The sequence below is a fragment of the Actinomycetota bacterium genome, from assembly GCA_013152275.1.
In the GTDB taxonomy this organism is placed as follows: Bacteria; Actinomycetota; Acidimicrobiia; order Spongiisociales; family UBA4744; genus BMS3Bbin01.
The window spans coordinates 1-14146 of sequence record JAADGS010000023.1 but is presented as its reverse complement, the minus strand read 5'-3'; the positions used below and the strand labels follow the sequence as shown (position 1 = coordinate 14146).

General features: G+C 63.2%; 15 protein-coding genes, 1 pseudogene and 1 riboswitch. All 16 genes and pseudogenes read right to left on the bottom strand.

What is annotated here, in order from left to right:
- Window positions 1–36: 36 nt before the first annotated feature.
- On the bottom strand, window positions 37–582 hold the full coding sequence (locus GXP34_02485) for a DNA-3-methyladenine glycosylase (GenBank protein ID NOY54832.1): 546 nt from the start codon (window positions 580–582) through the stop codon (window positions 37–39).
- Window positions 579–1469 (bottom strand): ornithine carbamoyltransferase, encoded by an 891-nt coding sequence (argF, locus tag GXP34_02480; protein NOY54831.1) that lies wholly within the window; start codon window positions 1467–1469, stop codon window positions 579–581. Before argF ends, GXP34_02485 begins: the two co-directional genes overlap by 4 nt.
- A gap of 2 nt (window positions 1470–1471) precedes the next feature.
- On the bottom strand, window positions 1472–3859 hold the full coding sequence (locus GXP34_02475) for a phenylalanine--tRNA ligase subunit beta (protein ID NOY54830.1): 2388 nt from the start codon (window positions 3857–3859) through the stop codon (window positions 1472–1474).
- The gene (gene pheS / locus GXP34_02470) at window positions 3856–4890 is read right to left on the bottom strand and encodes a phenylalanine--tRNA ligase subunit alpha (GenBank protein NOY54829.1); all 1035 of its coding nucleotides are present in this window, start codon (window positions 4888–4890) and stop codon (window positions 3856–3858) included. The genes GXP34_02475 and pheS overlap by 4 nt, the downstream gene beginning before the upstream one ends.
- 88 nt (window positions 4891–4978) lie before the next feature.
- Complete coding sequence (locus GXP34_02465; GenBank protein ID NOY54828.1) at window positions 4979–5614, bottom strand: RNA methyltransferase; 636 nt, start codon at window positions 5612–5614, stop codon at window positions 4979–4981.
- Between the two features lie 106 nt (window positions 5615–5720).
- Window positions 5721–6077, bottom strand: coding sequence for a 50S ribosomal protein L20 (gene rplT / locus GXP34_02460; protein NOY54827.1), 357 nt, complete (start codon window positions 6075–6077; stop codon window positions 5721–5723).
- Window positions 6078–6087: 10 nt separating this feature from the next.
- Window positions 6088–6279, bottom strand: coding sequence for a 50S ribosomal protein L35 (rpmI, locus tag GXP34_02455; GenBank protein ID NOY54826.1), 192 nt, complete (start codon window positions 6277–6279; stop codon window positions 6088–6090).
- 188 nt (window positions 6280–6467) lie between these two features.
- Window positions 6468–6983, bottom strand: a pseudogene (locus tag GXP34_02450) (translation initiation factor IF-3).
- A gap of 188 nt (window positions 6984–7171) precedes the next feature.
- Window positions 7172–7633 (bottom strand): 6,7-dimethyl-8-ribityllumazine synthase, encoded by a 462-nt coding sequence (locus GXP34_02445; protein NOY54825.1) that lies wholly within the window; start codon window positions 7631–7633, stop codon window positions 7172–7174.
- Window positions 7623–8843: a bifunctional 3,4-dihydroxy-2-butanone-4-phosphate synthase/GTP cyclohydrolase II gene (locus GXP34_02440; GenBank protein ID NOY54824.1), complete on the bottom strand. Its 1221-nt coding sequence runs from the start codon at window positions 8841–8843 to the stop codon at window positions 7623–7625. Before GXP34_02440 ends, GXP34_02445 begins: the two co-directional genes overlap by 11 nt.
- Window positions 8840–9427 (bottom strand): riboflavin synthase, encoded by a 588-nt coding sequence (locus GXP34_02435; GenBank protein ID NOY54823.1) that lies wholly within the window; start codon window positions 9425–9427, stop codon window positions 8840–8842. Before GXP34_02435 ends, GXP34_02440 begins: the two co-directional genes overlap by 4 nt.
- Window positions 9427–10470, bottom strand: a complete 1044-nt coding sequence (ribD, locus tag GXP34_02430; protein NOY54822.1) for a bifunctional diaminohydroxyphosphoribosylaminopyrimidine deaminase/5-amino-6-(5-phosphoribosylamino)uracil reductase RibD — start codon at window positions 10468–10470, stop codon at window positions 9427–9429. The genes GXP34_02435 and ribD overlap by 1 nt, the downstream gene beginning before the upstream one ends.
- A 42-nt stretch (window positions 10471–10512) precedes the next feature.
- A riboswitch (FMN riboswitch) is annotated at window positions 10513–10630 on the bottom strand.
- Window positions 10631–10801: 171 nt separating this feature from the next.
- A complete protein-coding gene (locus GXP34_02425; protein NOY54821.1) occupies window positions 10802–11731 on the bottom strand; it encodes a response regulator in 930 nt (309 codons plus the stop codon).
- A gap of 1 nt (window position 11732) precedes the next feature.
- On the bottom strand, window positions 11733–12398 hold the full coding sequence (gene rpe / locus GXP34_02420) for a ribulose-phosphate 3-epimerase (GenBank protein ID NOY54820.1): 666 nt from the start codon (window positions 12396–12398) through the stop codon (window positions 11733–11735).
- Window positions 12399–12755: 357 nt separating this feature from the next.
- Window positions 12756–13103 (bottom strand): transposase, encoded by a 348-nt coding sequence (locus tag GXP34_02415; protein NOY54819.1) that lies wholly within the window; start codon window positions 13101–13103, stop codon window positions 12756–12758.
- On the bottom strand, window positions 13084–14146 hold a 1063-nt coding region (locus GXP34_02410; GenBank protein ID NOY54818.1), incomplete at its 5' end, for an IS30 family transposase. The genes GXP34_02415 and GXP34_02410, both read right to left, overlap by 20 nt.

Genomic DNA, 14146 nt, shown 5'->3' with positions numbered 1-14146 from the left:
CTCGTGACGCTTGGATCGGACTATTCCCACGAAACGTCACGAGAACGGGAGAATCGTGAAGCGCCACGGTCGCTCCTTCGCCTTGCTGATCCCGACGCGGCCTGTGGCGAGCACGGTCTGTGACGGAGGGGCTGCAGGCAGGCGCAGCCTCACGGGTCCTTCGAACAGACTGGTCCCATCCTGACTCCCGGTGATCCCGAGCGCCTGACAGAGTTTCCCGGGACCGTCACACAGATGGTCCGCCCTCCCCCGGCGCCGCTGCATCGTCTCCTCCCCTTCGGTCGGGACTCCGGCTCTGAGCAGGATCGCCTCCCCGACCCCCACCGGCCCCGTCACCACGTTGGCACACCAGTGCACACCGTAGGATCGGTACACGTAGAGCGTGCCCGCCGGGCCGAACATCGCCCTGTTACGCTCGCCGACCCCCCCGAACGCGTGGCTGGCAGGGTCGTCGGTTCCACCGTACGCCTCCACTTCGGTGAGCATCACTTCCGTGGCGAGACCGTCGAACTCGGTCCGCAGTCGGGCACCGAGCAGACGTTTCGCGACCTCCTCGACCGGACCTTCGGGCAGAGTGCTCACTCGATCACATGCAGGAGCAAGGCCTTGAAGGTATGCAGCCGATTCTCGGCCTGATCGAGCACCCGAGATCGAACATGGTCGAGAACCGCGTCGGTGACCTCGCTCCCCCTGTGTGCCGGCAGACAATGCAGGAAGATGGCGTCTTCCGCCGCCTGCTCGAAGAGAGCGAGATCGACTCGATACGGCGAGAACAAGCGACTGCGCTCCTCCGCCTCTTCTTCCTGACCCATCGAGGCCCACACGTCCGTGTAGACGACGTCGGCCCCCCGAACGGCCTCCTCGGCATCGTTGGTGATCAACACGTCACCGAACGATTCGGCCTTCGTGACATACTCGGGATCGGGTTCATATCCGTCAGGTGTCGCTATGCGAACGTTCATCTCCATCATCGCGGCACCGACCATCAACGAGTGAAGCACGTTGTTCCCGTCACCAACGTAGGCAATCGTCGTACCGGCCATGGGGCGTTCCTCGGCGATGGTCTGCAGATCTGCCAGAGCCTGGCATGGATGCTCCACATCGGAGAGCAGGTTGATCACGGGAGCTTGCGCATGTTCCGCCACTTCGACCAGGTCGGCGTGCTTGAACACCCGCATGGCAATCACGTCAAGGTATCGATCCAAAACTGCTGCGACGTCCTTGACGGCCTCTCGGCTACCGAAACCAACTTCCTGTTGGCCGAGCACGACGGGAATCGCGCCCAGTTGAGCGGATGCGAGCTCCGTGGAGACACGGGTCCGCGTCGACGGCTTCTGGAAGAACAGGCCGACCGATTGCCCGGTGAGGCGTCCGGCCACGGCCGACGGATCATGGCGGGCGGATTCGGCGCTGGCCAGAACGGCACGCAGCCCGTCGGGTGTGAGGTCGTCGATACGCAGAAAATCCATTGTTACGCTCCCCCTCGGAGTCGCCCTCCGAGTTCGTCGGCTACGGCTGTGATGATGCGGCCTCGGTCCTCTCGGACATCCTCGTTCGTCAACGTCGTGTCGGGCGACCTGAAGGTGAGCTGGACGGCGAGACTCTTGTGGCCTTCGGGCACCGAGCCTCCGCGAAACTCGTCGAACAGACGCACCGACTCGAGCATGGGACCCGCTGCAACCCTGATCACCTTGACGAGTTCGGAGGCGGGCACGGTGTCAGACACCTCGAACGCCAGGTCGAAGACGACCGGCGGATAGGTACTCGGTTCCTCGAACGTCCAGAAGCCGTGCGTCTCGAGCAGCCTCTCCAGGCGGAACTCGCCGGCCGCAACACGTCCTTCGATTCCGTAGGCGCGCGTCACGCCGGGGTGCAGCTCTCCGAGCACGCCGATCGGCTGCTCGTCGAGGAACAGCCTCCCGGCGCGGCCGGGATGGAAACCTGCGACGTGCTCCGCGCGCACTTCTCCCTCCAGACCCATGGCTGTTTCGATCACCCTCCAGACGGCTCCTGCGGTGGCGAAATCGGCCGGGCGGCTCTTCCCACCGAGCGTCTTGGCGCCGAATCGTCCAACGACAACGAAAGCCAGGGTGTCCGGTTGAAACGGGATTCTCGGATCGACACGATCCGGGGTGTCGATGAACACCTTCCCGGTCTCGAAGAGGGCGACGGAAGGGAACCCGTGGCCCGCATTGAATCGTGCCGACTTCAGCAGCCCGGGGAGCAGCGTCGTGCGCAGCAGCGACTCCTCTTCACGCAACGGGTTTCGCACCCGAATGGGGGTCGTGCCGTCCACGTGCAGCTTCTCGAGATCCTCCGGAGCGAGGAATGTCAGCGTCGACGCTTCGGAGAGGCCCGCTCCAACCAGAGCCGCCCGGAGCACTCTCGCCCGCCGGGCGGATTGGCCAAGTCCGGATCCGGGGCCGTGTGGCAGCCGTGATGGTATGCGGTTGAGCCCGTACAGGCGGGCGATCTCTTCGACAAGGTCCGCAGGCCGTGTCACATCAGGGCGATACGTCGGCACCGTGACATCCAAGGGATCGTCTCCGTGCACGCCGAAGCCGAGCCGTTCCAGTAGATCGACGATCTCCTCCCGGGGGAGGGATATCCCCAGAAGACGCTCAGGCTCGCCGAGGGGGAGCGTCACCGTTCCCTCATGGATCGGACTCGGGTACGCGTCTTTCGTCCCCGGAGCGGGAACACCGTCGGCGAGTTGTGCCATCAGTTGTGCCGCACGAGCCGCGGCCCGTGCCGGAAGGTCCGGATCCACGCCTCGTTCGAAACGGGACGAAGCTTCTGTCCGCAACCCGTGTCGTTTCGCCGTGTTCATGACCGTGGGAGCGTCGAAATGGGCAGCTTCGATGAGCACCCGCCTCGTCGTCGGGCCGACTTCCGTCTCTTCGCCTCCCATCACTCCGGCGAAGGCGATCACTCGCTCGGGATCCGTGATCAGCAGGTCTTCGGAGGTGATTTCGTGTTCTTCCCCGTCGAGCGTCCGCAGATTCTCTCCGTGCCGACCTCTGCGCACGATGATCGTCTCCTCGGCGATCGTGTCCAGATCGAAGCCGTGCAACGGCTGCCCATACTCGAGAAGGACGTAGTTCGTGATATCCACAACGTTGTTGATGGAGCGGATTCCGGCGTCTCGCAGCCTCAGACGCATCCACAGCGGGGAATCCGCCACCGTCACCTCGCGAACTTCGCGGCCCACGTACCGCGGACATCCCACCGGATCCTCCAGCACGATGGAAACCGCCGAGGCCTCGCCGTGTTCCTGGAGATCGACTGCCGGCACGGTCAGATCGAGCGAGTAGTAGGCAGCCAGGTCCCGCGCGATTCCCAGGATGGACATTGCATCGCCACGATTCGGCGTGATCGAGAGATCGAAGACGACATCCGGGTAGGGCACGAGCGTCGAGAAGTCCGTGCCGACCGGCGTCGAGGGGTCGAGCACCATGATCCCGTCGTGTCGCTCACCAAGACCCAGCTCGGATTCCGAGCAGATCATCCCGTGGGATTGCACCCCTCGAATCGTTCGAGTCTCCACGTGAAGCCCCCCTGCAAGGTCCGCCCCGGGGAGCGACACCGGCACGAGCGCGCCGACCTCGAAGTTGTCGGCTCCACACACGATGTCCTGTGGGGCTCCCCCGACAGACACTTTGCAGAAGCGAAGTCGATCTGCGTTGGGATGCCGCTCGATCTGCTCGACCCTTCCGACGACCACGCCCGAAAACGCCGTCTCCAAGAGTTCGTACCCCTCGACCTCATGACCGACCGATGCAAGCACCTCGGCGAGCTCGGCAGGATCGTCCGTCGGGACGGCGACGAACTCCTTCAACCAGCGCAGGGAAACCTTCATCGGAACTGCTCCAACACGCGCAGGTCGTTGTCAAAGAAGTGTTTGATGTGCCCGATGCCGTGCCGCACCATCGCGAGCCGTTCCACCCCGACCCCGAACGCGAATCCGGACACCGCCGTCGGATCGTAGCCCACGGCCTCGAACACGTTCGGATCGACCATTCCACACCCGAGAAGCTCGATCCATCCGGTCTGCCCGCACACCCGGCATCCGCTGCCCTCGCAGTTGAAGCAGGACACCGCCATCTCTGCGGAGGGTTCCGTGAAGGGAAAGAAGTGCGGGTACATGCGTATCTTCCTACCGGCGCCGAAGAACCGCTCCATGAAATACTGCAACGTTCCCTTCAAGTCGGCGAACGTGAGGGCATCGTCGACCGAAAGGCCCTCGACCTGCGTGAACACGGGCGAATGGGTCGCGTCCAGGGCGTCGGACCGGTACACCCTTCCCGGCACGATCACGTAGACCGGCGGTTCATGTTGCTCCATGTAACGGACCTGCATGGGCGACGTCTGTGTCCTCAAGAGCAGCTCGTCCGCCGGGTCGCCCCAATCCACATAGAGCGTGTCCGACTCGAGCCGCGCAGGGTGTGTCGGCGGCGTGTTGAGTGCATCGAAGTTGTAGGCGGCAGTCTCGACCTCGGGCCCGGTGGTCACCGCATACCCGAGGGCGGTGAAGATGTCGCAGACTTCCTCCACGGTTTCGGTGAGCAGGTGATGGTGGCCCCTCGGAATCTCGTAGACGGGCAACGTGATATCGGTGCGTTCGACCTCCAGGAGCTCGTCCTCCGCGGCCCTTTCGAGCTCGACTCGTCGCGCGTCCAGCTGCGCCTTCAACTCCTGATACGCCTCGTTCAGCGCCGCGCCGACGGCGGGTCGTTCTTCGGGCGGAAGTTTGCCGAGTGCCTTGCGCTGCCGAGCGATGATCGACGATCTTCCGATCAGTTCTCGTTCGAGGTCTTGAAGCACATCGAGGTTCGCAGCCGCTTGGATACGGCCGGGGGCCTCTGCGCGGAGTTGTTTGATGCGGTCCATCGTGCCGGGAGGTTAGCGCGCCCGCGGCTGCTGCCCTCCAATCGTGCCGAGACGAGCACGTGCCGCACCGGACGCTCGCGACGGATTCTCAGGTGTCTTCCCTCCCGAGATGATGTCGGCTGCGCTCGTAGGCCAGGATCGCTCCGGCGATTCCGACATTCAGACTCTCCATGTCCCCCGGCATGGGAATGGTGACCAACAGATCGGATGCGGCCACGACGTCTGCGGGAAGGCCGTGAGCCTCGGGCCCGACGATGATCGCAATCTGGTCTCGACATGCAAGCTCCACCGGGTCGATCCCGCCTCGCGGGACGGCGGCCACCGTCGTGAAGCCCCGCTCCTGCAGGCTCTCCGGTGTCGCCTCCCTTTCGATGGCCGTTCGGAAATGGCCGCCCGCCGCAGCTCTCAGCGTCTTCGGGGACCATGGATCCGTGCTCCTCGAATCGACTGCCACGTCCATGCCGAAGGCTGCCGCAGAGCGGATGAGGGTGCCCATGTTGCCCGGGTCGCCGACACCCCACAGCAACAGGCAGGAGCGGGAGACCCTTGCCGACGCCGGGATCCTCATGATGGCGATGGGTCCTCTCGGATGCTGTGTTGGGGCCAGCCGCTCGAGCACCTCTTCACTCACATAGGAGACCCCTGAGAGATCCTCGACCACAGGATCACCCACCACGGCGAAGATCGTGTCGAGTTCATGGCCGGCGGCGATCGCCGCGAGCACCAGGTTGGGGCCTTCGAGGAGCGTCCGACCGGTGGCGCGACGCTCGCGGGAGCGCCGAAGCCTCAGGGCTGCAGCGACCCGCGAGTTTCGCGTCGATCGGATCGGGTCAGTGCTGGGCTGCGTTGGCTGCCTCGACGATCTGACTGAAGGACGCGGGGTCATGGACCGCCATCTCTGCGAGCATCTTTCGGTCGACCTCGATGTCTGCCGCCTTCAACCCGGCCATCAGGCGAGAATAGGTTGTCCCGTTTTGCCGTGCCGCGGCGTTGATCCTGGAGATCCAGAGCCGTCGGAACTCGCCTTTCTTCGCGCGACGGTCTCGATACGAGTCGGACATCGCATGCATGACCTGCTCGTTCGCCGTGCGGAATCTGCGGCTCTTCGCACCTTTGTAGCCCTTGGCGCGGTTGAGGACCTTGCGATGCTTCTTCCGACCGTGAAGGGCGCGTTTTACCCGTGCCATACGATGCCTCCTAGCGGCCCAGCAGACGCGACGCCGTACGCCGATCGCCGCGAGTCATTTCGGTAGTGCCTTTGAGCTGACGGAAACGCTTCCGGCTCTTGGCGAGCTTCAGATGGCCTCGACCCGCGCGCGCTCGCACGATCTTGCCTGATCCGGTGCGTCGCATACGCTTTGCGGCACCCCGGTGACTTTTCGTTTTCATCAGCTGCTCCTCTCATCTGGATCGGTCCCGGCACCGGTATCCACACCCTCGACACCCTCGACACCAACGGCGTCCCCGGGCATCTCGGCGTCGGTATCCGCACCCTCGACACCCTCGACAGGAACGACGGCTCCGACAGGGACGGTTTCCTCGGTGACGTCTGCACCTTCGTCCTGTCTCACGACTTTCTTCTGGCGGACCGGCACGAGGACCATGTGCATGTTCCGTCCTTCTTGTCGTGGTGCTTGCTCGATCTTGGCAGCGTCGCCGATCTCCTCGACGAGGCGATCGATGATCTTCAGCCCCAACTCGGGACGGGACATCTCACGACCTCGGAACCAGATCGTGATCTTGACCCTGTCACCGTGCTCGAGGAATTTCAGAACCCGATTCCGCTTGATCTCATAGTCGTGTTGGCCGATTTTCGGCTTGAACTTGACTTCCTTGATCACGGTCCGGGTCTGGTTCTTTCGAGCTTCCCGGGACTTCACGGACTGTTCGTACTTGTACTTGCCATAGTCCATGAGCCGGCAAACCGGCGGATTCGCGCTCGGTGCCACCTCAACGAGATCCAAACCCAGCTGCTCGGCCAGCCACAAGGCCTCCTGCAGCTTCTTGATTCCGATTTGACCCCCGTCGGGGGCGACGACTCTGACTTCTCGGGCTCGGATATAGCCATTGACGCGTAATTCGGCGATCGCAATCCTCCTCTATGGAAAACGACAGCAAGCAAAGCCCACTGCCGTCTCAACAGAACCTCGGCGCACCTTCGGTGGCCGGGTGGGATGGTCTCCACTTGTGCTCAATTGTCTGCAGCAGTATACGGTTGGGCCTCATCCTGTCAATGCGGCGACTTCCGGCAACGGGGACCGCTCGCAACCCGGACTCGGCCTCAACCGATCTTCTCGAGCACATCGAGCAGTACGAGCACCGCCATGGCGGCCTCGTACCCCTTGTTTGCCGACCCTGGCAACGAACGATCTCTGGCGTGCTCGAATTCGGTCACGGTGAGGATCGCATTGCCCACGGGTGTCCCCGTGGAGAGCGAAACGTTCGCGATCCCGGCAATCGACCGACTCGCCACATGCTCGTAATGGTCGGTTCCCCCCTTGATCACCGCGCCGATCGCAACCACTGCATCGTATCCTGTCTGCGCGAGACGTTGCGCGGCAAGGGGAATCTCCAGTGATCCGGGAACCCGAACGACGCTCACCTGTTCGGTACCGGCGGACTCGAGCGCCTCCAGCGCGCCGGCGAGCAGACCGTCGGTGACCACACGATTGAAAGAAGCGACGACGACACCAACCTTGCGCCCGGCACCCGTCGGCTCCCCTCGAATCTCATCAAGTCGCATCTACATCCTCCAGATGAATGGAATGCCCGAGCTTCTCGACCTTCGTCGTCAGATAGCCGAGGTTCTCGGGATTCGGCCTCACTTCCAGTGGGACGGTCTCGGTGATCTCGAGGCCGTAGCCCTCGATACCCGCACGTTTCGTCGGGTTGTTCGTCAGCAGTCGCATCGTGGTGATCCCCAGGTCGGCGAGGATCTGGGCACCCACTCCATAGTCCCTGGCGTCCGTTGGCAGCCCCAATTCGAGATTCGCCTCCACCGTGTCGCGACCGTGGTCTTGCAGCGCGTATGCCTCCAGCTTGTGCATCAGCCCGATTCCTCTGCCTTCGTGTCCACGCAGATAGAGCACAACGCCACTCCCCTCGGCGGCGATCTTGCTCATCGCGTCCCGCAGCTGGAAACCACAATCGCAGCGAAGACTGCCGAGCGTGTCCCCGGTCAGGCATTCCGAATGAACCCTCACCAGCACGTCTCCCTTGCCCGCGATCTCCCCTTTGACGAGCGCCAGATGCTCACGATGATCGACGAGGGATTCGTAGGCGATCGCCTCGAAGACACCAAACTCCGTTGGAATGCGTGCCTCGGCCCCGCGCCGGATCAACCGCTGGCGCCGGCGACGGTATGCGATCAGATCCGCTATCTGGATCATGACGAGATGGTGCTTGCGGGCGAACCGCTCCAGGTCCGGGAGGCGAGCGATGGAACCGTCGTCACCCACGATCTCGGCAAGTACTCCGGCGGGTCGGAGTCCGGCCAAGGTGGCCAGATCGACCGCGGCTTCGGTGTGGCCTGCCCGCCGGAGCACTCCGCCGGCCCGATACCGCAGCGGAAAGAGATGACCGGGCCTCGTGAGATCCTCGGGCTCGGTCGCATGATCGACCATCGCTCGGATCGTCGCAGCCCTGTCGGCCGCCGAGATTCCCGTCGTCGTCGCCGGTGCGTAGTCCACCGAGACGGTGAAGGCGGTGTTTCGGACGTCGGTGTTCTGCATCACCATCATCGGGATACGCAACTCGTCGAGGCGTTCCCCCGTGAGCGGCACGCAGATGATGCCACTCGTGTGACGCACCATGAATCCGATCTTCTCCGGTGTCGCCTTCTCGGCTGCGAGGATGAGGTCGCCCTCGTTCTCTCGGTCCTCATCGTCGACAACGACGACGAACTCGCCGCTCGAGATCGCTGCGATTGCGTCTTCTATCGGTGCGAAGGTCATCGTTTCATCTCCATCAGGCGTTCGAGATACTTGGCGATCACATCGACCTCGATGTTCACGGGGTCACCTGGGCCTCGAAGCCCGAGGACCGTCACTTCGAGCGTGTGCGGAATCAGCGCAACCTCGAACCAGTCCTCGCCCACGGAGGTCACCGTGAGGCTGACACCGTCGACGGCGACAGATCCTTTCTCCGCCACGTACGGTGCGATCGCCTCCGGAACGCCGACACGCATGCGCAGGCTGTCGCCCTCGGGCTCCAGTGCCCGCACATGCCCGACCCCGTCGACGTGCCCCTGGACGATGTGACCGTCGAAGCGCCCCGATGCCGGTAGCGGACGTTCCAAATCAACGGACATGCCCGCCTCCAACGCGCCCAGATCGGTGCGCAGAAGGGTCTCGTGCACGACGTCGGCTTCGAAGCCCCCTTGCGGGCATGCCACGACTGTCAAACACACGCCGTTGACCGCGATCGAGTCACCGATGTCGAGCCCGGAAAGCTCCGTCTCGATGTCGAGTCGACAACCCAGGTCGGTCACCGTGACGCCCCGCACACTGCCGAGCGATTCAACGATTCCGGTAAACATCAATCATCCTCCAAGATGGCCTCGATCTTCACGTCCACACCCACCGTCCCCACATGTGTGATGCGCACCCGCCGACTCTGTGACAGGGTGGCAAACTCCCCTTCGAACACGGTCTTCCCTGCACCTCCGGCAACTCGGGCGCCGAGGTAGAGAACGATCCGGTCGACGAGGTTTTCGGACAGCAACGAAGCAGCCAGCCTCGGGCCGCCCTCGACCAGAAGATCCACGATGCCCCGCCTGCCGAGACCCTCGAGGCCGAGCCGAAGATCGACCGCTCCGTCTGCAGGCGCGACGATCGTGTCGAGGCCCTCGATCGCCACGGGGCTGAGCACGATCGGGTCGCGAGCCACCAGCCGAGCATCGACGGGAATCGGCCGTGTCCCAGCGACGAGAACGGGCACCGGCTGCGGACCCGAGTATTCCGGCAGCCGAACGTCCAGCCGGGGATCGTCGGCGCGCAGCGTCCCGGCTCCCACCATCACGGCATCTGCCGTGGCACGCAGACGATGTGCATCCTTTCGTGCGACCTCATCGGTGATCCACTGCGACGAACCGTCGAGGGCCGCCACCTGACCGTCGAGTGTCGCCGCCGCCTTCAGCGTGACCATCGGACGCCCCGTTCTGCGATGGTGGAAGTAACCGGGATCGAGCGCTCGAGCTTCGTCCGCCATCACACCGACCTCGACCTCGAGTCCCGCCGCCCGCAGCGCCTCCATACCCTTGCCGGCAACACGGACATCCGGATCTTCGGCTGCCACGACGACACGCCGGATCCCGGCAGCGACGATGGCGCCGACACAAGGTGGAGTCCTACCAACATGGACACACGGTTCGAGCGTGACGTAGATCGTTCCGTCTCGCGCCGAAATGCCGGCGCTGTTGAGCGCAACCACCTCGGCATGGGGTCTGCCCGGGCCGGCGTGGCTGCCCTCGCCTGCCGGCTCGCCCTTCGCGTCGACAACGACGGCTCCCACACGCGGATTCGGATGGGGATACGTATCTCGTGCGATATCGAGACTCCGGGCCATCCAGTGTTCGTCCACACGTCACCTCTTCTGTGGGGCGGACGCGCGCGAACGCATGACGCCCTCCTTCTCTCATCCGGACTTTCACCGTCGGCTCCGGAGTTCCACCGGATCCACCCCGAAGGGGTCGCGGACTCTCACCGCCGGTCGGGAATTGCACCCTGCCCTGAAGGGGGCTGCTCAACAGTCTAGTGACACCCTGGTATCTGAAAACCATGGTGTCGACAGCAGGCCAGGAACGTCGCTCACCGACTCGGTCCGCACTTCGTATCGCGACTCGGCCTACGCAACGGCCCAGGAGCTGCTCGTCGAGGCCCTCGTGTCTTGGTCGGCAACGAGGGCGCCCTGCTCAGGATGTGCGGCGATCGATTTCGTAGGCGGATCCGGCCGTTGCCTTGGCGAACTCTTTCATCTCGACCGCCACCGCCGAGGCCTCCCATTGTGAAGTGATGGCCCGGTATCGATTGGTGGCAACGCCGAGCGATATCGAGATGATGGGGAACGCGTGCTGTTCTCCCCGCCGGTCGGCCACCTCCACGTATCCCCGCAGCGCGTCCGCGGTGTCGTAAAAGTCGAGAATGCCCGCATCGAAGATCCGGATGGTCGCTTCGCAGAACGCCACGACCGATTCCGGGTGGATCAAGGCGACGAAATCGTCACCGCCGATGTGTCCGACGAAGACTCGAGGATCCTCGTTCTCCGCCGCGGCCTCGAGCAGAACGTGGGCCGTGTACTTGATGACCTGGTCGCCTCGCATGAAGCCGTAGTGGTCGTTGAACGACTTGAAGTTGTCGAGATCGGCGTGGACGATGGCGATCGGCCCGCGCTCCGCAACACGCCGCTCCATCTCCTCGGATATCCTGAAGTTCCCCGGTAGCCCCGTCAGCGGTGACACGTCTCGCATCGTCTGGGAGCGGCGCATGACGGCCTTGACGCGCGCGACGAGCTCTTCGACATCGAAGGGCTTGTTGATGTAGTCGTCTGCACCGAGGTCGAGACCACGAATGCGATCTTCTGGCATCGTTCGCGCCGTGAGCAGGATCACGGACGTATTCGCAGCCGAAGGATGCGTCCGCAGACGACGGAGGACGTCGAAACCATCCAACTTGGGCATCATGACATCGAGAAGGACGAGGTCGGGAGGTTCTTTCATGACCGACTCGATCGCTTCGAGACCATCTCGCGCCTCGGTGACCTGAAACCCCTCGAACTCCAAGTTCACGCGAATGAACTGCAGGATGTCCGGATCGTCGTCCGCCACCAGAATCCGCTGTGCCATCTCACTCCATCGATTCGACTGCCGCTCTGAGGTGCCGTACGGCTGCGACCGGATCCGGTGACCCGAAGATCGCGCTTCCGGCCACGAACACGTCAACTCCGACGTCCCGTGCTGCACGGGCATTCTCAGAGCTCACACCTCCGTCGATCTCTATATCGGTCGTCAGAGAGTGAGAATCAATGAACTTTCTCGCAATCTCGACCTTCTTGAGCGAATCGCTGATGAACGATTGCCCTCCCAAGCCCGGATGCACCGACATGATGAGCAGGAGGTCGACGAGTTCGACGAAGGGCTCCACAGCTTCGAACGGCGTGGAAGGGTTCAGGGCCAGGCCGAACGACAACCCTTCGGCCCGTGCCCGTGCGGCCACTCTCGTCGGATCCGGGCACACCTCGATGTGCACCGTGACGAGATCGGCTCCTGCGGTATGCAACGCCGGGAAGTGGGCGTCGGGATTCGTCGTCATCAAGTGGCAATCGAAGAACAAGGAGGAAAAGCGCCGCAGAGCGGCGATGACCGGAGTTCCAAACGTGATATTGGGAACGAAGTGTCCGTCCATCACGTCGAGATGCAGAAACTCGACATGCGGCTCGACCATCGCGACCTCTTCTGCGAGGTGTGCAAAGTCCGCAGCGAGAAGCGAAGGGGCGATGCGTGCAGGCTGCATCGGGCGAGTGTATCAACTCCGGAGACAAGTACTCCGGACCGACGATGCGTTCTCGGTGCCGGCTACCGGGCGCTTTGTACTTCGTATCGCGACGACCATCGCAAGACCGCGGGGCGGGGATGACGGCTCCAACACGACGAAGGCACGGCCGTGCACCGAGTCGAAATGGAAGACACGGCGCGTCGACCCTGTGAAACGGTCGGATTGATCTGTGTGATGGGTCATGAACGGTCCCCGAGACGCGCACCGTAGGTCGCTCGGCACACTCCTAGGAGCGTGGGTCGGTACTGGTTGACGGGTCTTTGTGGATTCTCGTTCAGGTGAGGTGAAGCACCCCGGGTTCTGTAGAGACTCGGTTTATTGAGTCACGACCGTGTTGGTTGTGCTCGTTTGACGGTAGTAGGCGGCTTCGTGGGCTGCGGGGGTGGTGAACCTGCGGCGGCCACTGAGGATCTCTCCGTGGAGGCGCCGATGGTTGAACCAGTCGACGTATTCGAGGGTGGCGTACTCGACGTCCTCGAGGCCCCGCCAGGGTCCCTGGGGGTAGATCAGCTCCCACTTGTACAGCCCGTTGAACGACTCGACCATGGCGTTGTCGTAGCTGTCGCCTTTCGATCCGACCGAGGCGACGATGTCGTTGTCGGCCAAGCGCTGCGAGTAGCGAATCGACAGGTATTGCTCAGGTTCAAGGGGTCGAAGCAACACTTTGCTGTTGAGCAGACTCTAGAAGCTCGGCCATCGCTTCAGTGGGTGTCTTCCAGCCGAGGGTCTTGCGGGGTCGGGTGTTGAGGGCGAGGGCAACAGCATCGAGATCATCTCGCGAGTGTCTGGCAAGGTCGGTGCCCTTCGGGAAGTATTGGCGAAGCAGTCCGTTGGTGTTCTCGTTGGTTCCTCGCTGCCACGGGCTTCGGGGGTCACAGAGGTAGATGGGCAGCCCTGTGTCGATGGTCAGCTGTGCGTGCTGGGCGATCTCAGACCCCTGGTCCCAGGACAGTGATCGCCAGAGTTCCCGCGGCAAACACCAGACAGATGCAGCGATCGCGGTTCGAACCGCCTCAGCACCAAGACCAGCCAGGGGCGGCCCGTTCTTGACCCGAGGCCCCTCGCCATAGCCTTCCATTCGTGGCAGATGGAGAAGCATCGTGAACCTCGTGGTCCGCTCGACCAGCGTGCCAATCGCCGAGCGGTTCAAACCAATGATGAGGTCGCCCTCCCAGTGGCCGGCAATCGCTCGGTCATCGGCTTCGGAAGGGCGTTTGGAGATCATCACCTCTGGCGTGACGAACTTCTTACCTCTCTGGCTGGTCCTTGCTCGTGGGACACGGAGCGCTCGACCGGTTCGCAAGCATGTGACGAGTTCACGCTCCAGAGCGCCCCGATCCTTGATGTAGAGGGCTTGGTAGATGGCCTCGTGTGAGATTCGCATGGACTCATCTGCAGGAAAGTCGACGCGAAGCCTGTTCGAAATCTGCTCGGGGCTCCACGCCTTTGCCCAACGCCGGTCCGCTCGACGACCATGGCGCCGACCAACGAACTTCACCTCCGGGCCAGCAACGACTTGGCCATCCGGCCGCTCGATCTTGCCGGACAAACGGTCCTGAACGTATTCACGTAGCCGGTCGTTTGTGACAAGTTTCGCTGTCTTGGGTCGGCGCGCCACCAGCTCCGCCTTCCACTGCGCAATCCCGGCCCGATACTCAAGCTTTCCGCCGCGTGTAGCGGCGTTGCGTCGAAGCTCACGAGAGATC